The organism is Methylocystis parvus (assembly GCF_049675845.1).
GTDB lineage: Bacteria > Pseudomonadota > Alphaproteobacteria > Rhizobiales > Beijerinckiaceae > Methylocystis > Methylocystis parvus_A.
The window spans coordinates 1208347-1234257 of sequence record NZ_CP187161.1 but is presented as its reverse complement, the minus strand read 5'-3'; the positions used below and the strand labels follow the sequence as shown (position 1 = coordinate 1234257).

The following is a 25911-nucleotide window of genomic DNA, read 5'->3' as shown; positions in this document are numbered from 1 at the left end:
AGGCTCATGGATGCGCTGACGCACGCAGTCGCCGATCGTCGGGGCAATGTCGCGATCTTGTTCTCTCTGTCGCTCTTGCCGCTGATGGCGGTCGCCGGCGCCGGTTTCGACTTCATGGCCATGAGCACCCTCCGGAGTCAGTTGCAGGCTGCGGCCGACGCCGGGGCTTTGCGCGCGGCGCGGGAGTTGCGGCTGGCGCGGATGGGCAATTTCGATGTCACGCCCTTCGCGAAAACGGCGGCCCAGGCCGTGCTGGCGCGCTCCGTTCAGCCCTTGAGCGCAATCACCGTCTCTGCGTCGCTGATCGACAGCAACCGCGCCGTGCAGGTGAATGTCAGCGGCGTGTACGAACCCAAAGTGCTCCGCGTCGTCTATAAGCAGACCGTGCCGCTCGCTGCGCAGTCCGTCGCGCGCACCAACGGCTTTCCGATCTGCGCGCTCGGTCTCGACCAGAAGAACAAGGGCGCGATCTTTCTGCAGGAAAACGCCAGAGTCACCGCGCAGTTCTGCTCGGTCCAATCCAATTCCAAGCATCCACAAGGTCTCGTGGGTGCGAACAACTCCGTCCTGGCCGCCGGCATGATCTGCACGGCCGGCGGCAAGTTTGGAAACAAGATCAATTTTACGCCGGACCCGATCACCGATTGCCCTGTCGTTCCCGATCCCCTCGCCGCGCGCGCCCCTCCGCCCGTCGGCGGTTGCACGCATACGAACGAGGTGGTCTCCAGCGGCACGCTCACCCTCATGCCGGGCACATATTGCGGCGGATTGAAGGTCTCGAACGGCGCCGCCGTCACGCTCGCCCCTGGCGCGTATGTCATCAAGGACGGGCCGCTTGTCGTCGAGGGCGGAGCCAGCTTCAAAGGCGTCGGGGTCGGTATTTATTTCACGGGATCAAACGCCACGTTCAAATTCGCCCCTGAGTCTTCCCTCAGCCTTTCTGCCCCAACCTCGGGAGCGCTAGCGGGAATATTGCTGTTCGAGGATCGAAACGCCACGCCTTTGCAGCAATATGAGATCCTCAGCAACGACGCGCCGCTGCTGCTCGGCACGATTTATCTGCCGCAGGGCAAGCTCTATGTGAACGCCAACAAATCGATCGCCCAGTCCTCGGCTTTCACCATCATCGTGGCGCAGCGCATGGAGCTTTATGGCGGTTCCAACCTAATTCTTAACTCCAACTATGATAGCACCAACGTTCCCGTGCCAGGCGGGCTGAATCCCGGCTACGCCTATCTCAGCAAATAGAGCGTCGGGAGCGCCTCGCTCTCGCGGGGGATCAAAGGATGAGTGACGCCGCCTCTTCCCGCGTGGTCGCTAACAGGGCGCCCAAGCGCTCTATCGCGCGCAAGCTCGCTTTCCTCGTCACCATTGCGGTCATGACGTCCGCGATGTCGATGGGCTGCGTGCTGATGTGGCAGGTGACCCGCCGTTATGCGGAAACGAAGTCTCAGTCGCTCTTCGCTTCGGCCCATGTCTTCGCTTCGGCGGCCGCGCAGGGCGTCGCGGCGCGCGACCAGGCCGCGGTCTATCAGGCGATCAAGGCGATCGGCCGAATTCCCGGGCTCATCTATGCGCGCGTCGAAAACAACCGCGGACAGCTCCTCGCCGCGATGGGCGGCGCGACCCAGCTCGACGGCGATTTGCGGATCAAGGATGGCGAGACGCTCTCCATATCGCCTTTCACCGTGCTTTCGAGCCGAAGCATTGAGGTCGACGTTCCGATTGTGAATGGCGGCGTCAATGTCGGCCGTTTCTTCCTTGTCGCGGACACCAACGATCTTGTGTCCAAACTGGTCGACGCGCTTGAAGGCACGGCGATCGGCGCCGTCGTCGCGCTCGCCATCGGCCTTCTCGTCACGTCTCGCCTGCAGAAGAGCTTCACCCGGCCCGTTCTGCAACTGAGCGAAACAATCTGGCGCATCCGCCGCAATCATGACTATGGCGACCGCGTCGAAGCGAAGAGCAACGACGAGGTCGGTCTTCTCATCGACGGCTTCAACGCGATGCTGGAGGAGCTGGAGGCGCGCGACAAGAGTCTCGACTCGCATCGGCGCAATCTTGAGCGTGAAGTCAACGATCGAACCCGCGATTTGCAGGACGCCAAGGACGTTGCGGAAAACGCCAACGCCGCGAAATCCGATTTTCTCGCCACGATGAGCCACGAGATCCGCACGCCGATGAACGGCGTCATGGTCATGGCGGAGCTGCTTGCCGCCTCGGATCTTCCCGAGCGGCAGCGACGCTATGCGGAAGTCATCTCGAAATCCGGACAGAGCCTTCTCGCCATCATCAACGATATTCTCGACTTCTCAAAGATAGAGAGCGGCAAGCTGGAGCTCGAACGGATCGCGCTGAATCCGGCGGAGCTCGCCGAGGACGTCACGAGTCTCTTCGCCGCCCGGGCGCGGGAGAAAGACCTCGATCTCATTGCCTACGTCTCGCCGGCGACGCCGCGCTTCATTTCTGGCGATCCCATCCGCATCAACCAGATCATCTGCAATCTCGTAAATAACGCGCTCAAATTCACCGAGACAGGCTCGGTTATCCTGAAGGTCGGTCCAGATCCCAAGCGTCCCACGCGCATTCGCTTTGCGGTCACCGATACGGGAATCGGCATTCGGGCGCACAAGTTGAAAGACATATTCAGCGCCTTTACCCAGGCAGATCAATCGACGACCCGCCGCTTTGGCGGCACGGGGCTCGGACTCGCGATCAGCAAGAAGCTGATCGACGCCATGGAGGGCGAGATCGAGGTCAAGAGCGTTTACGGCCGCGGCTCGACTTTCTCCTTCTCCATCCCCTCCGGCGCTGCTGAGCATGCGGATCCGTGGCCGCGCGCGCGGCAGCCGGGAATGACCGCCGTCGTCGCGGTGAAGGGCGAAGCCACGCGCGCCACGTTGCTACGCTATCTCAGCGAAGCGGGCTATGAAGCCGCGCCGGCCAATGACGGCGCAGCCTTCACCGCGGACGTCATGATCGCCGACCCGGAGTCCGTGAAGGATGCGCGCCGCACGGAGGGCGGCTATCTGCTTTGCCTCGCGACCTTCGGAGATCCGGCCGCGCATCGCCTGGTCCATGACGGGCTCGCCGACGCGGCGCTGTCGCGTCCCCTTCGTCGATCCGAAATCTTCAAGCTCTTGCGCCGCATTCGCGCCGGTAAGAAACTGGAAGACACGCCCGATCGGCGCGCCGCGCGCGTGGAGGCGCCGCCGCGGCACGAGGGGCTGCGCGTTCTCGTGGCCGACGATACGGCGATCAATCGGGAGGTCGCGATCGAGACTCTCCAGCAACTCGGCGCGGTGGTCGAGACCGCCGAGAACGGCGCCGAGGCGATCGCTTCCGTCGAGCGCCAGACTTTCGACGTGGTGCTGATGGACGTCAGCATGCCGGAGGTCGACGGGTTCGAGGCGACGCGGCGCATCCGCGACGCCGAGAAAGCGGCCGGCCGTCACCGCCTTCCTATCGTCGCAGTGACCGCTCATGTGGTCGGCGACGCCGCGGACGCCTGGCGAAAAGCCGGCATGGATGGCGTGCTCTACAAGCCCTACACGATCCAGTCTCTCGGTGAATGCCTGTCGAAATTCGCTCCCGCTGAGGCTGTGGCGGCTGAAGGTCCGGTGGAGCAGCCATCGCCCGTCGTGGGGGCGCCACGCGACGTCGCGTCTTTCGCGACGCCGCTGGTCAATGAGGAAAAGCTGCGCGAGCTGAAGTTGCTTTCCGAGGACGGGCCTACGCCGTTTCTGTTGCGGGTCCTCGGTCTCTATCTCGACCATGCGCCGCGATCCGTCGCCGAGATGCGCCGCGCCCTCGCGCAACAGGACGTAAAGGCGGTCGGACGCGCCGCGCACGCGCTCAAATCGATGAGCCTCAACATTGGGGTCGACCGCGTCGTGTCCATTGCCGAAGACATCGAGCGGCGCGCCGCAGCGCCCACCCCAGGAATAACGGCTGAGGACCTCGACAATCTCGACGCCGTGATGGGGGAGACCCTTATAATCATTCGGCGGTTCGGACCCCCTGGCGAAAGCGGAATGCAACAGTCGGACCAGCAGGCCGCTGCGCTCGCGAAAGCGGGCTGATCGATTTTTGAGAATCGCCGGTCACTGGATATGATCCGGCCTCGCGCCCCGCACGGTGACCGTTGATGATCGATCTGACCAAAAGAGATTACTGGACCCGCTACGTTCCGTTCATGCATCCCGAGAGTCCTGCGCCTTTTTTCGAGCGGGCGTTTCAGGAGTATAGCGTGCGCACGCATGCCGGGCTCGTCGACATCAAAAGCATGCTCTCGAGCTACGAGCTCTCGATCCTCTTTGCGCTGGCCAAGGATTATTGGCGGGGGGAGGGTGAGATTGTCGATCTCGGCTGCCTTTACGGTCTGACCACGCGCTGTCTTGCTGAAGGCGTGAAGCTGAACGAGAGCGTGGCGGCAGAAAGCAAGGCGAAGCGGATCTACGCCTACGATCTTTTTCTGGCGCAGGACTATGAATGGTGGACGCAGAGCAGCGAGACCATCCACGCCGGAAGCTGGTTCGCCGAATTCCTGTCGGTCAACAAGGACGAACTCGGCTACATCGTCCCTTGCCCAGGCGACCTGCTGAAGATGAATTGGGGCCATAAGCCGATCGAGATCCTCATGATCGACGCGGCCAAGGCGTGGCCGCTCAACCACTTTGTGATCAGCCGGATGTTCCCGCGCCTCATTCCGGGGCGGAGCGTGGTCATTCAACAGGATTACATGCATTACGTGGAATACTGGATCGCGATCGCGATGGAGTATTTCGCCGACTATTTCCAGCCGCTCGATTTCGTTTACGGAGCCTCGGGCCTTTTCCTCGCAACGAAGCAAATTCCCGACGAGGCGGCGGCTTTCGATCTGTCGACGCTGCCGGCGCAGGAGAAGATTCGGCTGATGGATCAGGCGATCGCCAAGGCGCGGACGTCCGGGGCCGAAGTTCTGAAGACGGCGAAAGCGAAGCTCCTGCTCGATCTAGGTCTGATTGCCGAGGCGCAATCGCTTATCGACTCTGTGCACACAGGCAAGCTCTTGGACGAGAGCTATAACGACTTCTCGGGCATCGCGGAGAGTTGCGCCGCAAGCGTGCGCGCCTGCATCGCCAGTGCGCTCCCCGCTGCGACGCCGTCTTCCGCGCCGTCGGCAGAAACAGTCGAGGAATTGCTGTTTCCCAACGTCCTGCGTGACAACTGGCAGATGATGCCCTGGGAGCAGATCGCGCTGACGGGCGTTCTGTCGCGGCTGCGCCCGAAAGGCGCGATCGAGATCGGCGTCTATTACGGCGGCAGCCTGTCGCTCGCCGCGCCCTTCTGCGAAAAGATCGTGGCGATCGACATCGACCCGGAAGTGCGCAAACGCTTCGCGGTCCCCGAGAATGCGGAGATCTGGATCGAACCCTCCTGCGACGCCGTGCCGAAAGCCTTCGCGCATTTCGACGCTTTGGGCGTTCCCGTCAATTACGTGCTAATCGACGCGGATCATTCCGTCGAGGGCGTGAAGCGCGATATCGAACTGGTGCTCGATTACAGACCGAAGGAGCCCATGCTCGTGCTCATGCACGATTCCGGCAATCCGGCGACGCGGCAGGGCATTCGCGAAGTCGACTGGGCGCGCAATCCGCACGTGCGCCTCGTCGATCTCGATTTTGTGCCGGGACAGATCATCGAGCACAGCGTGGCGGGCGACCGCGGGGAAATCTGGGGCGGGCTTGCGATCGCCTTTCTCCATCCGGAACCGCGAGCGGACGCCCCGATCATCCGCGAATCGGCGCGGACGTCGATCGCCTGCATCCATCATTGCGCGCAGGATCTTTCAATCCTGCGGTAGGCTGAACTGTTCGGCGCGCGGATGATCTGCTGGAGGCGCGCATCGATGCGGCGCGCGAAAGCGTCCAGCGAAAAATGCGCCTCGACATAAGCTCTGGCGTCATGTGCGATCCTCTCGCGGGCGGCGTCATCGTCGCGCACCCGCCGCATGGCTGCAACGCTCGCTGCGAAATCGGGCTCCGCCCATGTCTGGCTTGCGGAGGCGCGGTGATAATGGCCGTGCTCGATATTTGTGAGCGTATAAGGGATGAGATAGGCCGTCGCTTCGTTGCAGAATTCCATATTGCCGGAATAGGCCGTGGCGATGACCGGCGTTCCGAGCGTCATGGCCTCGAGCATGTGATAGCCGAAGCCTTCGGCGCGGTGGAGCGAGACCAGGCAGTCGGCCCCCTCGAGCAGCGCCACATGGTTGGCCTCGTCGACGTAGCGGTCGAGCAGCACGATGCGGGAGCACTGTGCGGCGAGCGCGGCGACGCGGTCCCAGATGCGCTTTTCATTCGGCTCCCCGACTCGGTCCAGGCTATGCGCCTTGATGACGAGCTTGACGTTCTCGTCCTTGGGGTAGGCATGCAGGAAGGCGCGGATGACGCCGAGCGGATTTTTTCGATAGGCTCCGGAGAGCGCGTCGCAGGCCGTGAGGAAGATGAAATCGTCGGGTTCAGCGATCCCGGCATAGGCGAGCTTGCGGGCTGCGACGCGCCCGATCGCTTTCACGGGCCGGCTCGCCGTTCCTACGATCTGGGTCTTTTGAGGCGCACCGACGGCGTCGGCGACAAATTTTGACGCCGCCCAGATTTCGTCCGCCAGCGAAAGTCCCAGCAATTGCGAGGGACCGAGCTTCGGCGTTTCGAGATAGGGCATTCCCACGACATGGGCGCCGGCGAAAATGTCGGGAAGATAGGCGAAAGCGGCTGGGGTCTCTTCCAGATTGAGATGCAGGAGAGTCACGCGCGCCCGACCGGGCGGCGCCGTGCGAGCCTCGTCATGCGCCCGCACCGCGTTGGGATGATCGAGCGTGAAGTCGCAGAGGCGCGTCGAATAATCGAGCTTGTCGAGCGCATAAGCGAGCGCCCTGCAGCTGTCCGAGATGCCGAGGCGACGGCTGAAAGGCCCAATCAATTGAACGTCGACAGTACGGTCGTCGGACAAAATCAGGGCTGGCGCGAGAAGCCGGTCGCCCCCGGCCGAAAAGGATCGGAAACGCTTCGCCGCGAGATCGTAGCCTTGCCCGTCGACAGCAGCGCGCCAGTCGTCGCGCGTATAGGCGATCTCGCCAAAAACGCGCCGCGCTATTTCGTCGAAAGGCGAGGCGGCGCCGTCTAAAAAGCGGTCGATCCAAAAAGCGGGCATGTAGCCAAGAAAATGCGGGTTCGCCGTCGCGAACAAGAGCAGGGCGAGATAAGCCGTCTTGCGATCGCTTTCTTTGTCGGCGTCCAGTCCCGCGAGGCACGGGTTTCCGGCCAGGAAGCGGCGCATGAAGCGCGAGAGCGGGAAGGATTCGATCTTGTCGTCGCAGGAGAGAAGCGCGTGGCTTTGTGGCTCCGGCGTGAGGCAATCTTCGACGCCGAACGCAGCGCTTTCATAGGCGGCCCAAAGAAACGCCTTTTCGAAAACGCTGGCGCCCGGCGGGGCCGAGCGCTGCAGAAGCTTTTGCGCAACGCTCTGCGCAAGAGGGCGATCCGCGGAAGGTCCTTCATTCATGAGCGCAATGTCGCCGGCGGGAAGGGGCGCGCGCAATCGGCCCCTGCGGCTGACGTAATTTTTGAGATAATATTTCAGATAGGCGGCGTAATCCTCTTCAGAAACCGTCGTATCGAATTGCGACGCAACGCCGTGACGATGGCGGATGTAGTCGAGATAGGCCGATAGCGGCCGTCCCAAGATTGTCGGCGGGCTCGGCGCCGGCGAGGGGCCGAACAAGCGATCGAAGGCGCTCGAACCGCTTGCATGCCGGCTCGGCGCTTCGCCGGAGCGCATGGGAGTCGTGAGCAGCGACGAAAATGTCTCGCGCAAATAGGCGTGAGCGTCGAGCGAATTTTGTCGCGCGACAGGGCGCCCCGTTCGGTTCAGCTCATAGCGACGTTTGCCGAGCGCGAAGACGCGAATCGCGCCGTCGTCAAGCGCGGGGAGATCCGGGTCGAGATTGAGCAGGAAAGCGTGACGTCCGTCCCCGATGCCGGCCTTGGTCAGATCCGGACGGGGGAGATTGGCGAGGCATTGCCCGGCGAATCGACCGTGAACAAACACGTCCACGAGAAGTCGGGCGTCGGGCCTGCCGGGGCTCCACGCCCATCCGCGCACGGCGCCGTGACGGACCTCGTCGAGATGGCCGGCGACCTCGAGACCCCGCCAAGCGCGCCAGGCCCGCGAAACGCCGGCGCTGGTCGATCGGAGCCACGAAGCCATCTTTGTATCCATTTTGACCGCGCACCGCCCAGATTTGGCTTGCCTAGCAAATTTGATAATTCTGCGCTACGGCTGGAACTATGAAATAGCGCCCGAGCCATTGACGGTTATTGCTCCCTTCGCCCTCCAGCCGCCGAGACTTTGGTCGTGCGAATCCTCGTCGTTTCGAATCTTTATCCGCCCCGCGCTGTCGGAGGGGCCGAGTTGGTGGCGCACCGGCATGCGCTCGAGTTGAAGCGCCGTGGATATGAGGTGAGCGTTTTCGCCGGGCGCCCCCCCAAGTCGAACCAATCCGGCGGCGAGCTGGAGCTGGACAATGTGGATGGGCTCGACGTCCACGTCCTCTCGCTACGCTCGTTGGAGCCGGACCGCGCCTTCCATTGGGACGCAGCCGGCCGTCGCTTCCGGGCGATCTTGAACGACGTCCGCCCCGATGTCGTGCATTTCCACAATGTCTCCGGCCTCGGGGTCAATCTCATTCTGGAAGCCAAACGATTCGGCGCGCGCACGGTTTGCACCGTTCATGACCATTGGGGTTTCTGCGCCAGGAACACCCGCTATCGCGACGACGGCCATCTCTGCGAGAACTTCGAAGACTGCCATTTTTGCGTCTCGAACGTTTCCGACGAAAAAGGCAAGGCGTTGCCGACGCGCCTGCGTCGCGACTTCGTCATGACCTGCCTTTCCGAGGTGGACCATCTCGTTTTCCCGAGCGCGTATCTTAGAGGCGCCTACGCCGCCGCCGGGTTCCAAACAGGTACCGCGCTGGTGCAGAGCAATGGCGTCGAAATCGCGAGATTCGATCCGGCGGATCGTCAAGGCGGCGGCCCGGTCCAGTTCGCCTTTATTGGTTATCTCGGGGCGCATAAGGGCGTCGATCTGCTTATCGAGCTGGTGGAGCGCCTTCTCGCCGACCCCGGGCTCAACGGTCGCTGGCGGCTTGTGATCGCTGGCGACGGGCATTTGCGCGCGGCGATCAGCCGGCTTGCAGAGGAAACGCCAAACCGCGATTACGTGAATTTTTTCGGCAAGCTTGATACGAGCGAGATTCCCACGCTGCTTGCGGCCTCGGATGTGGTGATGCTTCCCTCGGTCTGGCCGGAGAATGAGCCGGTCGTCATGCTCGAAGCCATCGCCGCGGGGCGCGCACAGCTTGCAAGTCGAATCGGCGGGCATGCGGAGCTCGTCGTCGACGGACAATCGGGTCAGCTTTTCGCGTGTGGCGACATTGACGACCTCGTCGCCAAGGCCGTCGCCTATATCGAAGCGCCGGAGCTTGCGCGTCGCCACGGGGCGTTGAATCGCATGCGCCGGGACTCCTTTGATCAAAGCGCCGCCGTCGCCGCCTATGAGGAGATCTACCGGACAGCGCCGGCCCACTCGCCGCGCGAAGATGTGATCGTCCTGTGTGACGGCCAATGGCCGACGCTTGAAACGGCGCAGCTTTTCAATAATTTTTCGATGTTCGAGACGAAGGCCAAACTGCGGTTCGTCTACGCCGAATGGGCGGATGCGCAAATATGGGAGCGAGCCTCGGCGGTCTTCTTTTGGTCTCCCGATGCGAATGCGCAATTTCTTCTCAGGGCGGCGCGCATGAACATCCCCGTCATCGCGCCCGCCGGCGGCGCTCTGGCGCGGCTTTGCGAAGAAGAGGCGCTGGGCGGTTTCGCTTACAAGGACTTCGCCGAAGCGATCGCGGCGCTCACGATGCTTTCCGCCGGACAAGATCGCACGCCCTGCGACGCCTCGGCAGAAGACCTCATCGACTGCGCCACGGGCCTCATTGAGCCGGGGGCCTTCAGCCTCTGCGCCGAAAACCCCGCGATTTGAGGCCGGAAGCTGGTCATGCCCGTCGCCGTCCCGCACATACTCATCTGCAACGAGCGGATCATCTTCCGCTACGGCGTCGACCGCATTCTCATCGAGATGGCGCGCACGCTTGTCGCCGAGGGTTGGAGCGTCACCTTTGTTTGCCTCCGCTGCGAGCAGGACGTCGTCCATGCGATCACCCCGCATATTCGGATCGTCGAAAACACGGGGGGCGGCGATCTCTATCAGGTCGAGGCGGACTGCGCGCGCTTCCTTGATGAGAATTGGAAGGACATCGAGGGGGAAAGGCCCATCGATGCGATTGTCTGCGGCGGCTGGCCGTTTTTTCATGTCTCCGCGCTTGGCGAGCGGCGCGGCGTTCCGACCGTTTTTATCGACGCCGGATCTGTTCCGCATGATGGATTGAACGGACCCGCAATGGCCGCGCAGCGCGCGGTGCGACGGATGCGCGCCCTGTCGCTGCCCCGTTTCGATTGCGTTCTGCCGATCAGCGATTTCATCAAGGAGAGCCAGACGATCCCCGACCGCGGTTCGAGCGCAGGCGTCCATGTCGTGCGCCTTGGCGTGGATCACCTCACCGCGAAAGTCTTCGCCGCAAACGAGCATCTGTCGCGCGAAGAGGATTTCCAGATCCGGCGCCTCGAGCGGCTCGTGGCTCGCAAGACCGCGTTGATCCTGAACCTAGGGAGATTCGAGGCCGAGGGGTACAAGAATTCTCCCGCGTCGTTCCTTCTCCTTCGGGAATTGTTGCGCCGCGCGCGCGACGCGGACGGCGGCGACTACTGCCTGCTGCTATTGGGCCACGCGGATGAAATCGACGTCCCGCAGGATCTTCGGAGCCACGTGATCTGCCTCGGCGCGCCAAGCGACGACGCCCTCAATCGCGTGATGGCGCTGGCGCATGTCGGCTTCAGCCCCTCTCTTTGGGAGGGCTTCAATCTGCCGATCGGCGAGATGCAAATTCTCGGGAAACCGGCCTTCGCCTTCAATGTCGGGGCGCATCCGGAAGTCATCCTGCATCCATGGTTCCTGTGCGCGACGGTCGCCGAGGCTGCGGAGAAGATCGAGCGCGCGCTTTCCGAGCGCCTGCCGGCTGGCGTTTTCGACGCCAAGCGTCTTTCGGCCTATCGCGAGCGTTTCACCTGGCGGAACGCCACCGCCGCCTACCGCGCCCATCTGCTCGAATCCCTCGCGGAACGCAGGCAGCGTTCGCGTCAGAAGCTGCTTTTCGTCGATGTGACCAATTCGTCACGCGACACGGCGAATTCCGGAGTCGTGCGCGTCACGCGCCGATTGTCCGCGCAATTGCAGGCGCTTGGCGATGCGCGCCTGTTCTTCATCCATTGGGACGCGGAACGCCATGCCTATCGCTTCGTCTCCCGCGAACGCGCGACTCTGCTCGCCGCCTATCACGGCCCGGACGCAGCGATAAGCACGGCTGCGGCGTCGACTGAATCCGAAGCGACTCCGGACGATCTGCTCGTCCGCCTGCCAGACGCGGCGCGGCGCGCGACTCTGCTCTTGCCGGAGGTGGTGCTCGACGGCGAGGCCGCGCGCAGGGTCGAATGGGCGCGCCGCGTCGGCGTCGAGACGGCCGCGATCCTCTACGACCTGATCCCCATTGAATTCCCGCAATATTGCGGCGATGCGCTGCGTGAAACCTTCCCCGCTTATATCGAAGCGCTCACACAAACCGACCGCATCATCGCGATTTCCGGTTACAGCCTCGAATGTTTGAACGCCTACGCCGCGCGTGCGGGCATCGATGTGCGGGCGCAGATGAGCGTCGCCTGGCTGCCGGGCCAACTCGCCGCCCTGAAGCGAGTCAAGACGGCGGCGACCGGCAAGCCATCCGACGCGATCTCGATCGTCTGTGTCTCGACCATCGAACCCCGCAAGAACCATCGCGCGCTTCTCGCCGCTTATCGGCGGCTTCGCAAATCGGCCCCAGGCCTTCCCCTGCGCTTGACGCTCATCGGGAACGCCTATCGCGGCGCGGACGAACTCGCGGGCTTTGTGCGCGAGGCGGTTGCTCAAGACCCGACGATTAGCTGGCTGGTGGCCATCTCCGACGACGAGCTCATTCGGGAAATGCGTCGCGCCGCCTTCACGGTCTATCCGTCGCTGGTCGAAGGTTTTGGTCTGCCGATCCTTGAAAGTCTCTGGGCCGCGAAGCCCTGCATATGCCACGACAAGGGCGTGATGGCCGAGCTGGCGGCGGGCGGCGGGTGTCTTTCCGTCGACATGAACGACGTCGACGCCCTTGCCGACGCGATGAAGGCGCTCGCGACGGACGCCGTCTTACGGTCCCGCCTTGCGCAAGAGGCGCGCGGCCGGGTGATCGCCGATTGGTCGGATTACGCGCGCGCAGTCTCGCAGCTTTTATGGCCGGATGCAGCGGCGCCGGCGCGCAATCCGGCGCCTGCGCAAATCGACAGGGCCCGCGTCGAGCGCGACGCTTATTTTCTGCGTCACCGTCTCAAAGGCCTCGGCCTGTTGGGCGGACAAAGCGCGGCGACGGGCGCCCTCCAGGCGCGCGCCGACGAAGAGGCTGCAAGCGACGCCCGCCTCGCGACGCAACGACCGTCCCTGTGGGCCCGGTTGTTTGCCATTAAAAGGCTAACCGCAAGAAAAGTCTCGTCAACCGGCCTGTTCGACGCGGAATGGTACCTTTCGCAATATCCCGATGTGCGCGAGGCCGGGGTGGACCCGCTCATTCATTTCGTCAAATTCGGGCACTGGGAAGGGCGCTCTCCGGGGCCGGGTTTTGATTCGAAAAAATACATTTCGGAAAATCCGACGATTAAAGGCGCCAATCTTTCACCTTTCGAGCATTATCTCGCCACGCGCAAAGAGCGCTGAAATGGTTGCTAAAGCGCGTCAAATCAGCCCGCGGCCTGATGGGGGCGTGCGCGGAACCCGATCAGACTCTTGACGAGTTCGGCTTAGTTTAAGATTCTCCCGCAGCCGTTTGAAGAAGCGGGCGGGACCGGCTGCGACTCCTTGTGAGGGAAATGACACATGCGACCCATGCGCGCTCTTTTTTCTGTGCTTGCACTATTCTTCGCATCGACCGTCTTGGCCCTCGCGGATTGTCCGCCCGGCTTCGAACTCAAGGACGGACGCTGCGACATCAAGCGCGATTGTCCGCCCGGACACATGATGCGCGAGGGGCGATGCGTTCCGTCGTCCGCCTGTCCTTACGGGACCACGTTCATGGATGGCTTCTGCGTGACCAAGCCCCAATCCGGGGGCGTCAAGTAACGTGGCGCGGGCCTGCGCCAAATTTACTCATCGCGTCCATCGGAGCATTGGGCGGGCGCGCCAGATTGGGAGAAAAAGTCGATGACGTTCGGAGCATTCAAATCCGGCCTCGGCCGCATCCTCGGCGCCAGCGCCATCGGCTTTGGAGGAGTTCTTCTCCTATCCTCGCCCGCCCGGTGCGCCGACGAGCAGGCCAAGCCCGCCACCGATGAGGCGGCCGTCGTCGAGGCGCCGGGATACAAGGCTTATAGGGACGCGACAGGGAAGATCGTGAGCGCGCCGCCGGCTAACGCCGCGCCGCTGGCGATGTCGGCCGCCGAGAAGAACTCGGCGAGCACCTCCAGCGACGGCCTTCACGAGGAGGCTGTCGCGACGGGTGGTTACAAGGTCGATCTGCAGGGGCGTTTCCAGAGCCCGATGCTCGGGAAGACCGAAGAGGACGGCAAGGTGGCCACTTATCACCCGCATCCCTTCGCCATCACCAAAACCGCGGAATAAACCTCTTTTCCTGCGACGAGCTCGGGGGCTCTGATGATTTCCAAGAAAAATTGGCTGCGGTCGGCGTCCGCATGCGCGCTGATTCTATCCTCTTCCATCGCCAGCGCCACGACCGTCATCGTCGTGAACAAGAACGCCGCCGGCGTGGGTTTCAACGATCCTACGCCCGCGACGCCCGTCGGCGGAAACACCGGCACGACCGTCGGCGCTCAGCGGCTGATCGCCTTCCAGGCGGCTGCGGATCTCTGGGCCACGCATGTGGTCAGCAACGTTCCGATCCGGGTGGGCGCACAGTTCACCGCCTTGACCTGCAATGCGACGTCAGCCGTTCTCGGCTCCGCGGGCCCCGCGACCGTGCACCGCGATTTCCCCGGCGCGCCCGTCGCCTCGACCTGGTACACGCAGGCGGAGGCGAATTCGCTCGCCGGCGTCGACCAGGATCCGACCAACGACGACATCAACGCGAACTTCAACAGCAATCTCGGCCAGACCGGCTGTCTCGAAGGTAGCGGCTGGTATTACGGCCTCGATTCGAAGCCGCCAGCCGGCATCATCGACTTCATGTCCGTGCTCATTCACGAGCTCGGCCACGGTCTCGGCTTCCTGAGCCTCGTCAATCTCAGCACCGGCGCCAAGTTCAACGGCGGCAATGACGCTTACATGTTGAACCTCGAAAATCACGGCGCCACGCCGCCGGATTATCCGAGCATGTCCGACGCCCAGCGCGTCGCAGCGAGCATTTCCGGCGCGAACCTGCATTGGACCGGGCTCAATGTGCGAATCGCAAGCCCCATCCTCACGGCGGGTAAGACGGGCGACCACGTTCAGATGTACGCCCCTAATCCCGCGCAGGGCGGCTCCTCGGTCTCGCACTGGAATACCGCGGCTTTCCCCAACCAGATCATGGAGCCCAGCTACACGGTTCCGCTGCATTCCCCGATCCTGGAGCGCCCTTTGTTCCGCGACCTCGGATGGAAGCTGCTGACGCCGCGCATCGATTTCACCGGCGACGGCAAGGCGGACATTCTCTGGCGCGACACCTCCAATGGCAATGCCGTCGTCTCCGTCATGAATGGCGCCGCGATTACGTCTTCAACTTTCGTGGCCAATCTACCGACGTCCTGGACCGTCGCTGGCACGGGCGATTTCAACTTCGACGGCAAGTCGGACATCCTGTGGCGCAACACCACAGGCGACGCTGTCGTCTCGCTGATGGACGGCGCCAACATCACATCGTCCACTTTCGTCGCAAATCTGCCGACGTCGTGGACTGTCGCCGGCACGGGCGACTTCAATGGCGACGGCAAGAGCGACATCCTCTGGCGCAACAGCACCGGCGACGCCGTCGTCTCCTTGATGAACGGGCCCCTGATCGCGTCGTCGACCTTCATCGCCAATCTGCCTTCCACCTGGTCCGTTCCGGGCGTCGGCGACTTCAATGGCGACGGCAAGGCGGACATTTTGTGGCGCGACAACAACGGCAACGCCGTCGTCTCGCTGATGAACGGTGCCGTCATTGCCTCGTCGACGTTCATCGCCACCTTGCCGTTGACCTGGTCGGTCGCCGGCACGGGCGATTTCAACGCCGACGGCAAGAGGGACATTCTGTGGCGGGATTCGACCAACGGCAACGCCGTGGTGTCGATCATGAACGGCGCGACGATCATCTCATCGACGTTCGTCGCAACGCTGCCGCTGTCCTGGGCCGTGTCGCAGGTCGCGGACTTCAATTCGGACGGCAAGAACGACATTCTGTGGCGCGACACGAGCAACGGCAACACCGTGGTCTCGCTCATGAACGGCGCGAGCATCGTCTCTTCAACCTTCGTCGCCAATCTGCCGACGTCCTGGGCGGTACAGGGCGTCAACGCCAACTAAGACGTCGGGCCGAGCGCGTATCTTTCAGAAGCCCCCGCAGCGATCGCCGCGGGGGCTTTTTAATGCGCTCCCGCTCGAAAAGGGCTAGCGTCCGCAGAACCAAACGCTCGCCGGTTCCAAATCCGGCGGCGAACGCTCGAAGCGTTGCGAAAGCCGGTAGGGGCTCCTAGCTCAGAATGAGCGGGCGCCGCTCAACGGGAAGCGGCGCGATAAGAAGCGGGAATTTGAAGGGAGACGCCATGCGCCGCATGCTTCTGATTTCATCCGCATCCATCATCTGTCTTGCGGCGGCGGCCGCAGTCGCAGCGGGGGAGAGCCGCATGGGCGAGAAGATCATCATGGCCGAGGGCATGACCGTTCATATCGATCCCAAGACCGGCAAGATCGTCCCCCCGCCGGAAGGCGCGGCGCCGCTTTCGCAGTCCCCGTCCGAGAAGGATTCGACAAGCACCTCCAGCGAGGGACTGAAGGAGGAGCCGGGGGCGCATGGCGGGGCGAAAGTCGACCTGAAGGGTCGCTTCCAGAATCGTTGATTGCTCCCGCCGGGGCGGGGGGCGCTCTTGGCCAATCAGTCTGACACTGGCGGTCGCGCCAGCCCAGGCTGGGGCGGGGCAGGGCTGTCTGGACCCACGGTGTCGTCGGGCCAGAGTTTCAACTTGGCCATTTGCTGGCCGTTCTTCAAAATCAGTTCGGCGCGGTCGATCGTTGCGATCGTCCAGGAATCGACGGTGTCGCCCACTTTTTTCCAGGCGCCTTCCGGCGTTTCCGGAGAGACGATGAAGGCCTGAGTCGCCTTCTTGTTCTTGACGATGGCGCCCACGGTGATTCCCGACGGCGCGGCGGTGAGCGGGCCTGTCTCGGTCGCCTGCTGCCTGGCGACCTTTGGCGCCGGCCTGCGGCTCTTCGTGAAAATCGGACGTGAAAGAGCCTCGACGTCCGCCGAGGGCGGCTTGGGCGGGTCGAGATCGACGACCGCGAGCGTCGGGGGTGTCCAGTCCGGCGCTTTCACATCCGCGTCCGAGCCGAGAGGACCAATAAACGCATAGGCGGCGAACAGCGCGGCGAAGAGCGTCGTCGTTCCAAGCAGCGTGAGAACGATGCCGGCGAGGGGCGACAGATGCGCCTTTTGCAAGGGCGTCGCGAACGTCTGCGCGAAGCCGCCCATCCTTCCAGCGACGCCCGCGAGTCGCTCCTTGACCTCGAAGCGATTCATTGGCGGCCTTTCTGCGGCGCGCCGCCAAACACGTCGAACTGCGCCTCTATGTCGGGATCGCCCTGATTTGCAGGCGCGCCCCAGAACATCGCTTGCCCGCGCAGCGTTGCGGCGGTGATGATCATCAAGGGCGGGGCGCCTTCGAGGGCGCGCGCCAGCGCATGTATGTTTTCGTAACTGCCCGAGACGTCGAGCCGGGCGCCGACGAGCGTCACGCCCTGGAACGGCTTTTCAGGCAGCATCTGTATCGAGCGGACAGTGACCTGCGCCGCTTCGGCGATGGATTTCAGCCGCGCCTGCAGATTGGCGTTGATGACGCCATCGCTGTCGCCATCCAGAAGCTCGCCGCGCCCGTTAATGTCGGCCACCTGCCGCGCATATTCCTGAATCTGCTCTTCATGCGACGCGACGGCTTCATAGCGCGCGAGCGTCTGGCGACGCTGTGCAATGCCTTCGGCGCCGTCGGCGATCATGCGGCGCGCCGGTTCGATAAAGATCAGATAAAAGAGCACAAGCGCGAGAAGATTGACGCCGATGAAAAGCGCGCGTCGGCCGGCGGGCGTTTCTGAGATGGTCTTCCAGTTCATTTGCCGGCCGCCGGTTTTTTCTGTTCGAGCTTGGTTTGCAGCGAAAAGCCTTCCCGCTTCTCGCGCGGATCGGGCGTAATCGGCGCGGTCAGGCCGGCGTCGGCGAACAGCGGCGACTTGTTGAACAGGGCCGGAAGTCCGACGGCGGAGTCGGCGAAGCCCACGAGGTCGACAGTCCTTTCATTCGCCTTCGCATCGGAAAGGCGGAAGTCCGTCAGGAAGGCGCCGTCGGGCAGGATGCGCGCGGTTTCTTCCCATAAATCGGCGAATTGCGGGCTGTTGCGACGCGCATTGCGCAGCACGGAAAGCAGCCGACTCTCCGACGACGCGCGATCGACGATCTGGCGCACACGGGTCGCGCGGGTCGACGCTTCCTGGATTTTAGCGTCGAGTTCCTCGGCCAGGGCGGATTGGCGCCAAAGCGTCGCGCCGACGCCGAGGGCGCCAAAAAGCGCGGTGGCGACGCATAGTCCCAGAGCGATGTTGCGAAACTTGTACGAGGTCTCGCCGGCGCTTTCGAGCGTGATGATCGGCGCCTGATCGGCGGTGTCCTGCAGCCCCACCGGGCGGATGAAAGACACGTCGGCGACATCGAGCCCCGCATTGGCCACGGCGCTCTCGACAAAGTCGCGGCGCAAAATCCACAGGCTTACGCGCAGCTTGTCGGGGGAGTTTGGATGCTTCCCGGTCGTGTAGCCATAGACGACATCGGCGAGACGGAACGGCGTCTTGCGTTCGACGTCCGAAGCGAGCAGCCTGGGGAGATTGTTCAACGCGACGGCCGGAATGTCGAAGCGGCGGACGAAAAAGGCCGAGCCGTCGATCTCCAGCCCAACCTTCGCCGCATGCCGGGCGACGCCCCGGCGCGCGAGCGCCTCCTCGAGCGAGGAAGCGGAGATTTCATCCGCGCCCACGCTCCATAAGGGCGTGCGCCTCTGATCGACGCACCAGAGGTCGCGCTCTCCCGCCCGCAGGATCAGTTGTCGATCGCCGCGATCGGTAAGCCAGGCGACCGTCTCGGGCGGGAAGAGGCGGAAAAACTCGCGGCGATACCAGACGAAAAACCGCTTGGCCGCGTTTTTCAGCGAGCCCTCGATCACATCCCGCGTCCAGAATTCGCTCGACAAGGACTGGCGACTCCGCGCGAAAATGGTTGGACGCTACAGGCCTCGCGCCAACGAGAAAGCCGTGGGACCATAACCGCCAGCCGGAATGCTGGCAATGCGAGGCGCCCTGATCCTCTATTCTATGAAGGGCGCCGCCTTTAGCCGTGCACGGCGTTGTTCAGGGGTCTCGGCGGGGCCGGCCTCATGCGTCGCGCCCTCGATCGCGCCGAGCGCCGAGGCCGTGAAAGTGGTCACGCTTCCGATCGCCTTGCGTTTCGAGAACGGCTCGAAGCGACCAGGCGCGAGAATGCTGGGATTCTCCTCGACTGCGCCGATCTGCGCGGGTTCGTCCCGGTGTGGCTCATAGGGGCGCGAGACGGGAAAATAGGGGAACAGTCGCGCCCGCGTGTCGACGGCGAGCGTCGGCGCGGCCTCTGCGCCGCGGGCGGAGGCCACCATTTCGACTCCGAGCGCCATGGGCGTGTAGGCGACCGCGTCCTCTTCCTGCGCATAGGCCATGGCTTCGCCCGACTGGGGCTCCTCGCGGGCTGCTTCACACATGCGAAATTTGATGCGGCATTCGCCGGCGGACGAGAAGCGCGGGGCGCGGTCGCGAAGTTGCGCGCGCGCATTGATGAAGGCCGCCGCGCATTCTCGCGCGCTGAAGGCGGCTGAGGCGACGCAGGCCTCGCGCGTTGCGAAGAAATAGATTCGTCCGGGCGCAGCGGTCGTGGCGGCTCCGGCCTCTGCGGTCAAAGCCAGTAGGCCGACCGTAACGGCGAGAAGGCAAGGCGCGCTCGGTCGCGCGCGGGCGGCGGACGCTTGAGAGGTCGGCATCGAAAAAGAAATCACTCGACTGATTCTCGGGCTGATGATGCAATTGACTCACAAATGTGTCATTCCCACGTCGAATGCCAACGTTTATTGGTACGAAACCGTAGGCGACGAGCGTTTCGTCGGTCAATCCTTTGAAGGGGCGTTCATGCAGGCGCAGACCGAGATTGCCTTGGGCGGCGAGGCTGGCGCGATGGCCTGGCCCGACGCAAACAGTCCCGCTTTCGCCGAAGCCTTCGGCGCTTTTCTCGTTGGCGAAAAGGCGATCGACGAACTTGCCCTCCAGCGCTCGCAGCGCGCCGCGGCGCAGAGCGGCGAGCGTTTCGACCATGTCTTGACCAAGCTCGGCCTCGTCTCCGAGGTAGATCTCTGCGCGCATCTCGGCAAGTTCCTCGAAATTCCGCAGCTCGAGCCGAGCGACGTGCCGATGGAGCCGCCGCTGCGCGGCGAAATTCCCGAGAAGTTCATTCACGCCAACCGGCTCCTGCCGCTCGCAGTCGAAGGCGGAAGGCTCAAGCTCGGCGTTACCGATCCGCTCGATCTCGAGCCGGTGCAGGCGCTGGCTTATTCGACCGGCTATCAGATCGAGCTGCGCCTTGCGACGCCCGCGCAGTTCGACAAAGTCTGGTCTTCGCTTTACGGCGCGCGGCAGGACGGCGTGTCGCTCGTCGACAGCGACGCGCGCGCGAATGACGCCAGCGAATTCGACCTGCAGCGTCTTCGCGACATCGCCAATGAAGCGCCGGTCGTTCGCCGCGTGAACCAGATCGTCGCCGACGCGATCGAGGCGCGCGCCTCGGATATTCACATCGAGCCGTCGCTGGACGGCGTGCAGGTTCGCTATCGCATCGACGGCTCGTTGCGCACGGCCGAGGTTCTGCCGCCCGGCCTCAAGGCCGCCATAGCCTCGCGCATCAAGATCATGGCGCGGCTCGACATCGCCGAGCGCCGTCTGCCGCAGGACGGACGCATCAAGCTCGCCATCCGCGGCGTGGACATCGACTTCCGCGTCTCCACGCTGCCGACGGCGCATGGCGAGAGCATCGTGCTGCGCATTCTCGACCGCAGCCAGATCGCGCTCGATTTCGACAGGCTCGGCTTCGAGCCGAAGACGACGGCGCAACTGCGTCACGTGATGCGCAATCCGAACGGCATCGTGCTCGTTACGGGTCCGACCGGCAGCGGCAAGACGACGACGCTTTATACGGCGCTCAAGGAATTGACGACGCCGGACGTGAAGGTTTTCACGGTCGAAGACCCGATCGAATATCAGCTCGCGGGCGTCAATCAGGTGCAGGTGCAGCCGGCGATCGGGCTCGATTTTCCGAGCACGCTGCGCGCCATCCTGCGTCAGGACCCCGACATCGTGATGATCGGCGAAATTCGCGACGCCGAGACGGCGAAGATCGCCATTCAGGCCTCGCTCACGGGCCACCTCGTCTTCTCGACGCTGCACACGAACAGCGCCGCGGCGTCCATCACGCGCCTCATAGACATGGGCGTCGAGAATTATCTCATCGCCTCGACGGTGAAGGCCGTGCTCGCGCAGCGCCTCGTTCGCCGGCTCTGCTCGAGTTGCGCCGTTCCGCTGGAAACGCGCGTGCAGGTTCGCGCGCAATTTGCGGGCGAGGAGTTCGCGAAAGGCCCCGACAAGCTGTCCTCGCCCAAGGGCTGCCCGCAATGCCGCGGCCTTGGCTATTCGGGCCGCTCCACCATCGCCGAACTCCTCATCATGAACGAGCGCATGCAGCGGCTCGTTTGCGAAAGCGCGCCCGACGCGCAACTGGAGGCCGCCGCGCGCGAAAACGGCATGACGACCATGTATCAGTGCGGCATGACCAAGGCTTGGCGCGGCGAGACGACGATCGAGGAAGTGGCGCGCGTCACGAGGGTGGAATAGCGCCATGCCGACCTTCAAATATCGCGCTTATAGCGGCGCCGGCGATCTACTCGAAGGCGAGATCGAGGCGCGCACGGCGGAAGAGGCGGAAGACGCGCTTTTTCGGCGCGGGCTGACGCCCTTCGAAACGCGCGAGGCGAAGCCCGCCGGGGGAGGGCGCCTCACCCAGATTTCCTTCGGAAAGCGCGGATTGAACGCGGCCCAGGTCGCCTCTTTCACTCGTGAATTCGCGACGCTGGAGCAGGCGGACGTCCCGCTCGACCAGAGCCTGCGCATCCTCTCCGCGCAGGGGGCGACGCCGGCGCTGCGCGAGCTTGCGCAGGAAATTCTCGCGCGCATCGTCGACGGCGCTTCCTTGTCAGACGCGCTGACGCGCCGGCCCGACGTGTTCGGTCCCGAATATGTCAACGTCGTGCGCGAGGGCGAGACGGTGGGCAAGGTCGGCCCCGCGCTCAGCGATCTCGCCGACATGCTCGAGCGACGGCTGGAATTGCTGGCGCGCGTCCAGAGCGCGCTCATCTATCCGGCCCTGCTCATCACGCTCGCCATCATCTCGACCGGCGTCGTACTGGGGACGCTCGTGCCGAGCATCGCCCCGATCTTCGCCGACAACAACAAGGAGATGCCGTCGGGCCTGCAGTTCATTCTGGATATACAAGCGAACGCCGGCACGATCGGCATGGTCGTCGCCGTCATCATCGGCGTCGTCGTCATCTTCTACAAAATGGCGCAGTCGCGCCCGGCCTGGCAGATCGCGATCGCGCGCTTCTACCTGCGCATTCCCGTCGTCGGTCCCTTGCTCGCGCAATTCGCGACGGCGCGTTTTTCGCGCACGCTCGGCTCCATGCTGAAAGCGGGCGTCCCGCTGCTGCAGGGCCTGGAAAGCGCGCGCACGGCGGTCTCCAATCATTTTTTCAACAACGAACTCGGCGAGGTCATCGAGGCGGTGCGCGGTGGCGCGAGCCTCAGCGGCTCCATGGGCAAGGTTCCCTACATCCCGCCCGTCGCGGTGCAGATGATGACGATCGGCGAAGAGACCGCGCAACTCGGCGACATGCTGCTCCGCGTCGCCGTCATGTTCGAGCGGGAGACGCAGCGCTCCATTGAGCGGGCGATGGGAATGCTGACGCCGGCGCTCACAATTTTCATCGCCACGGTCGTCGGCGGCCTCATCATGACCGTTATGGACGCGGTGCTCAGCATCAACGATCTCGCGGCGAAATGATGCGGCGGCTTCGCTCTCATCAGCGCCGGCGCGCGGGCTTCACCATGCTGGAATCGATCGTCGTGCTCGCGCTCGTAGCGCTGCTCGCGGGGATGTCGTCGCAGCTTCTGCGTCCGCCCTCGGCGCGTCTGCGGCTGGAGAGCGCGACGCGCTCCTTCTGCGCGACGCTTCGCGCGACGCGGTCCCGCGCCATCGCCACCAATAACGAGGCGGCGGTGGTCGTCGATCTTTTCAACAAGACCTACACGTCGCCGGTCGGCGGCGTCGGGCAGTTTCCTGCCGAGGCTGTGCTGACGCTGGACGTCGCCAGCACGCAGCATGTCTCCGAGCGCGCCGGCGCCATCACTTTCTTCCCGGACGGAGCTTCCACCGGCGGCGACATGACGCTGCAAATTCCCGAGGCGCGCGCGACTGTCGCGGTGAATTGGCTGACGGGGGAGGCGTCATGCGTCTTCGCCTGAAGTCCCGGGAGGGTTTCTCTCTCATCGAGTTGCTCGCGGCTTTTGCGATTCTGGCTATGACGCTGACGCAATTGCTGAATGGCGTGAGCGGCGGCGCGCGTAACGAGTCGCGCGCGGATTTCCTCTTTCGCGCCGCGCGGCAGGGGGCTGCGCATCTCGAGGCGCTGGGCGTTGACAACCCGCCGCCTTTCGGGGAGACGAGCGGCCGCTATCCCGACGGGCTTTTCTGGTTTCTCTCCGTTACGCCGGGGCGCAGCGTCACTGGGCCCATGAATCAGGCGCCGATTGCGACGAGCTTTCATGCGCGCCTCGAAATCAAGAAGCCTTCGGGCTACGGCGAAACCTTCACGTTGTCCACGGTGAAGATCAAAGCCCTCGAGCCGCAGCTTTTCTCGCCATGAAACGCCGCGCGCGCGACGGCTTCACTCTGTTGGAGCTTCTCCTCGCGGTCAGCATTCTATCGCTGATCACCGCATCGATCATGGGTGGCATCCATCTCGGCGCGCGCGCCTGGGACACGACGCGCGCGAGCGAGTCGCTCGACGAGGTGGAGAGCGCCATGCGCGCGACGGCCGGCTTGATCGGACGCGGCTACAGCGTCTCGACCGAGCAATTGCAGCAGCAATCAACGACGGAGGGGCCGCCGCCCCCTTTCGCGGGTACGGCGAACGCGGCGAGCTTTGTCGCGCTCAGCGAAGGCGGCGCGCAATGGGGCGGGCTCATTCTCACGGAAATCGGCGTCGACAAAGGCCCGGAGGGCTCGGAGCTGGCCGTCTGGACGAGGCCGTATCGCCCGCGCGAGGGCCTCGCCGTGGGCCGCGGCGCGATGAAAAAGACCGTCGTTCTCAAGAATGTTGCTTATTTTGAACTTTCCTATTTCGGCGCGCAGCAGGCGCAACCGGGCTTTGGACAGCAGCAGCGTCAGCCGCCCGCGTGGAGCCCCGCATGGGCGAGCCGGACCGGCCTGCCTGAACTGGTCTCGATCAAGATCGGCGCGAATCGTCTTGGCCAGGTGATCGAGACGCAGGCGACAGTCGCCATCAGGCAGCGGTGATTCGCGTGTGCGCCAGCGCATACGCAGGCGCGCACAATTGCGGATAAGCTCAGGCTGTTTCTGCAACGCCGGGGATTATCATGATCAGAACACTGAAGGCCGCCGCCCTCATTGCGCCGGTCGCGATCGCCGTCTCGACGACAGTTCGCGCCGCCGCCACAGCTCCAAACGCCTGGGTGTCGGGAAAGGGCGTCGATCAGGCGGGCTGCGGCCCCGCCGCTACGCCCTTCAGGACGTTCCAATATGCGCATGACAACGTCGTGGGGGTCGGCGGACAGATAAGGGTCCAGGACTCCGCAGGCTACAGCCCGATCATCATCAGCAAGGAAATTTCGATCATCAATGAGGGGTCGAACGCCGGCATCTCCGCGACGGGCGGAATTGCGATCACAATTCAGGCCGGCGCCGGCGACGCCGTTTTCCTCAAGGGGCTCAGTCTGGACGGGCAGCGCACCGGAGTCGCCGGGATAAAGATCCTCTCGGCCGCGAAGGTCACCGTGGCCAACTGCACCATCACCGGCATCAGCTCGGGCGGAGCGGGCATCGATATCACGCCTGCCGCCGGCAAGGTCTCCTTCACCGTGTCCGACTCGATGATCTCCGGAAATATCGGAAAGGGAATTTCGATTATTCCGTCGCTCGGCTTTCTCGTCGGGGGATCGACGGCGTCGGTGCGCGGCTCGGTTAGCCGAACGGAGCTCAACAATAACAGCAAAGATGGGCTATTGCTCAATTCGGGCTATACGAGCGGGACGATCTCCCTCTATGCGAGCGAAGTGAATGCGAGCTTCAATGACGCTTACGGGCTCATTGCAGTCGGCGCCAATGCAAGTCTCCACTTGAAGCGCTCGATGGCCACCGGCAACAAATTCTATGGCGTGGGCAATAATGGTGCAGCCGTATTCACCTATGGGGACAATGCGTTAGACGGAAATGACATTGGCGACGCCTTCGGCGGCATGTCGACGGCGGATCATTTGCAATAGCCCTTCCTCCCAAAAGGGGGCCTCATCCTGCCTCCAACGCACCGAAGACCCAGACCAGCCAAAGCCCCAGCGCCAGATGCGGCCCGAAGGGGATGGGGTGGCGGGCGCCGTCGAGCGACCCCTGGCGTATCGCCAGGGCGGCCGAAAGCAGCGCGGACAGAACGCCATAGATCAGAGAGCCGGGCAGGCCGGCAAAGCCAAGCCACAGGCCCGCGAGCGCAAAAAGCTTGGCGTCGCCCTGGCCCACGCCGGGCGTCCCCCGTAGCCGTTCATATGCGAGATCGATGAGCCGCAGCGCAAGATAGGCCGCGGCTGCGGCGGCGAGGCGGTTGGGGGTCTCCTGCGGAGCGCTCGCAAGCGAGGTCGCGACGCCGCAGAGGCCCAGCGCGGCCAGGGGCCCGTCGGGAATGACGAAGTAGCGCGCGTCGAAAAGCGCGATCAGGCAAAGCCCTGCGAAGAGGAGGAGGCCCGGCGCGAGGAAATATCCGACGGCCGGCGCCTCGGCGACATGAGCGAGCAGGGAGAGAATCGCCGCCCATGCGGCCGGAGCCAGCGGGCGGCCGTCGCCACGCGCGAGAATTATGTCGCGGGCGAGAGGGGCGAGGGCGCCCGCCCGCCGTCGGCAGGTCGAGCCTGTTAAGGTTAACCTAAAGTATCGTCGTTCAACCAATTTTTCTCGCTCACACTTTTGATTGTAGCGGACATCGCCCCCATCTCGCCGCCTTTTTCAGCTTTTAGCCGAGTAGAAGCCGATTCTCAGAATCTTTGAACGTCGGCGTCTGAGGGATAAAACGCTGTTCACGACTAATCCGCGGTATTGTCGAA

20 protein-coding genes are annotated in these 25911 nt (G+C 63.7%); 14 read left to right on the top strand and 6 right to left on the bottom strand.

What is annotated here, in order from left to right:
• The first annotated feature begins 6 nt into the window (after nucleotides 1-6).
• From ACPFMJ_RS06520 to ACPFMJ_RS06510, 3 genes are all read left to right on the top strand, one after another.
• The gene (locus tag ACPFMJ_RS06520) at nucleotides 7-1248 is read left to right on the top strand and encodes a TadE/TadG family type IV pilus assembly protein (RefSeq protein ID WP_424363026.1); all 1242 of its coding nucleotides are present in this window, start codon (nucleotides 7-9) and stop codon (nucleotides 1246-1248) included.
• 38 nt (nucleotides 1249-1286) lie between these two features.
• Nucleotides 1287-4082 (top strand): ATP-binding protein, encoded by a 2796-nt coding sequence (locus ACPFMJ_RS06515; RefSeq protein ID WP_424363025.1) that lies wholly within the window; start codon nucleotides 1287-1289, stop codon nucleotides 4080-4082.
• Between the two features lie 65 nt (nucleotides 4083-4147).
• The gene (locus ACPFMJ_RS06510) at nucleotides 4148-5845 is read left to right on the top strand and encodes a class I SAM-dependent methyltransferase (RefSeq protein WP_424363024.1); all 1698 of its coding nucleotides are present in this window, start codon (nucleotides 4148-4150) and stop codon (nucleotides 5843-5845) included.
• Here the strand turns inward: ACPFMJ_RS06510 and ACPFMJ_RS06505 are convergent.
• Nucleotides 5812-8250, bottom strand: coding sequence for a glycosyltransferase family 4 protein (locus tag ACPFMJ_RS06505; RefSeq protein WP_424363023.1), 2439 nt, complete (start codon nucleotides 8248-8250; stop codon nucleotides 5812-5814). The genes ACPFMJ_RS06510 and ACPFMJ_RS06505 overlap by 34 nt on opposite strands.
• A gap of 207 nt (nucleotides 8251-8457) precedes the next feature.
• Between ACPFMJ_RS06505 and ACPFMJ_RS06500 the strand changes: the two genes are divergently transcribed.
• The 5 genes from ACPFMJ_RS06500 to ACPFMJ_RS06480 all read left to right on the top strand — a co-directional run bounded on the left by ACPFMJ_RS06500 (nucleotide 8458) and on the right by ACPFMJ_RS06480 (nucleotide 16253).
• Nucleotides 8458-10080 (top strand): glycosyltransferase, encoded by a 1623-nt coding sequence (locus ACPFMJ_RS06500; protein WP_424363022.1) that lies wholly within the window; start codon nucleotides 8458-8460, stop codon nucleotides 10078-10080.
• A gap of 15 nt (nucleotides 10081-10095) precedes the next feature.
• Nucleotides 10096-12942: a glycosyltransferase family 4 protein gene (locus ACPFMJ_RS06495; protein WP_424363021.1), complete on the top strand. Its 2847-nt coding sequence runs from the start codon at nucleotides 10096-10098 to the stop codon at nucleotides 12940-12942.
• Nucleotides 12943-13425: 483 nt separating this feature from the next.
• Entirely contained in the window at nucleotides 13426-13842 is a 417-nt protein-coding gene (locus ACPFMJ_RS06490) for a hypothetical protein (RefSeq protein ID WP_424363020.1), read from the top strand.
• A gap of 33 nt (nucleotides 13843-13875) precedes the next feature.
• Nucleotides 13876-15720 (top strand): FG-GAP-like repeat-containing protein, encoded by a 1845-nt coding sequence (locus ACPFMJ_RS06485; RefSeq protein WP_424363019.1) that lies wholly within the window; start codon nucleotides 13876-13878, stop codon nucleotides 15718-15720.
• Nucleotides 15721-15959: 239 nt separating this feature from the next.
• The gene (locus tag ACPFMJ_RS06480) at nucleotides 15960-16253 is read left to right on the top strand and encodes a hypothetical protein (RefSeq protein ID WP_424363018.1); all 294 of its coding nucleotides are present in this window, start codon (nucleotides 15960-15962) and stop codon (nucleotides 16251-16253) included.
• A gap of 35 nt (nucleotides 16254-16288) precedes the next feature.
• On the opposite strand, the gene ACPFMJ_RS06475 is transcribed toward ACPFMJ_RS06480, so the two are convergent.
• From ACPFMJ_RS06475 to ACPFMJ_RS06460, 4 genes are all read right to left on the bottom strand, one after another.
• Nucleotides 16289-16933 carry a hypothetical protein gene (locus tag ACPFMJ_RS06475; RefSeq protein ID WP_424363017.1) on the bottom strand — a complete coding sequence of 215 codons (645 nt, stop codon included), beginning with the start codon at nucleotides 16931-16933 and terminating at the stop codon, nucleotides 16289-16291.
• A complete protein-coding gene (gene gspM, locus ACPFMJ_RS06470) occupies nucleotides 16930-17520 on the bottom strand; it encodes a type II secretion system protein GspM (protein WP_424363016.1) in 591 nt (196 codons plus the stop codon). The genes ACPFMJ_RS06475 and gspM overlap by 4 nt, the downstream gene beginning before the upstream one ends.
• Nucleotides 17517-18647 (bottom strand): PilN domain-containing protein, encoded by a 1131-nt coding sequence (locus ACPFMJ_RS06465; RefSeq protein ID WP_424363015.1) that lies wholly within the window; start codon nucleotides 18645-18647, stop codon nucleotides 17517-17519. Before ACPFMJ_RS06465 ends, gspM begins: the two co-directional genes overlap by 4 nt.
• Nucleotides 18648-18761: 114 nt before the next feature.
• Nucleotides 18762-19478, bottom strand: coding sequence for a DUF1190 domain-containing protein (locus ACPFMJ_RS06460; RefSeq protein WP_424363014.1), 717 nt, complete (start codon nucleotides 19476-19478; stop codon nucleotides 18762-18764).
• A gap of 130 nt (nucleotides 19479-19608) precedes the next feature.
• Between ACPFMJ_RS06460 and ACPFMJ_RS06455 the strand changes: the two genes are divergently transcribed.
• The 6 genes from ACPFMJ_RS06455 (at nucleotide 19609) to ACPFMJ_RS06430 (ending at nucleotide 25086) form a co-directional block, all read left to right on the top strand.
• A complete protein-coding gene (locus ACPFMJ_RS06455; RefSeq protein WP_424363013.1) occupies nucleotides 19609-21360 on the top strand; it encodes a GspE/PulE family protein in 1752 nt (583 codons plus the stop codon).
• A 4-nt stretch (nucleotides 21361-21364) separates the two neighbouring features.
• On the top strand, nucleotides 21365-22585 hold the full coding sequence (locus ACPFMJ_RS06450; protein WP_424363012.1) for a type II secretion system F family protein: 1221 nt from the start codon (nucleotides 21365-21367) through the stop codon (nucleotides 22583-22585).
• A 44-nt stretch (nucleotides 22586-22629) separates the two neighbouring features.
• Nucleotides 22630-23046 (top strand): GspH/FimT family pseudopilin, encoded by a 417-nt coding sequence (locus ACPFMJ_RS06445; protein ID WP_424363011.1) that lies wholly within the window; start codon nucleotides 22630-22632, stop codon nucleotides 23044-23046.
• On the top strand, nucleotides 23031-23447 hold the full coding sequence (locus ACPFMJ_RS06440; protein ID WP_424363010.1) for a type II secretion system protein: 417 nt from the start codon (nucleotides 23031-23033) through the stop codon (nucleotides 23445-23447). Before ACPFMJ_RS06445 ends, ACPFMJ_RS06440 begins: the two co-directional genes overlap by 16 nt.
• Nucleotides 23444-24100 carry a PulJ/GspJ family protein gene (locus ACPFMJ_RS06435; RefSeq protein WP_424363009.1) on the top strand — a complete coding sequence of 219 codons (657 nt, stop codon included), beginning with the start codon at nucleotides 23444-23446 and terminating at the stop codon, nucleotides 24098-24100. Before ACPFMJ_RS06440 ends, ACPFMJ_RS06435 begins: the two co-directional genes overlap by 4 nt.
• Nucleotides 24101-24180: 80 nt before the next feature.
• Nucleotides 24181-25086, top strand: a complete 906-nt coding sequence (locus ACPFMJ_RS06430; RefSeq protein WP_424363008.1) for a right-handed parallel beta-helix repeat-containing protein — start codon at nucleotides 24181-24183, stop codon at nucleotides 25084-25086.
• 22 nt (nucleotides 25087-25108) lie between these two features.
• Here the strand turns inward: ACPFMJ_RS06430 and ACPFMJ_RS06425 are convergent, their stop codons facing one another.
• Nucleotides 25109-25756: a prepilin peptidase gene (locus ACPFMJ_RS06425; protein ID WP_424363007.1), complete on the bottom strand. Its 648-nt coding sequence runs from the start codon at nucleotides 25754-25756 to the stop codon at nucleotides 25109-25111.
• Nucleotides 25757-25911 lie beyond the last annotated feature (155 nt).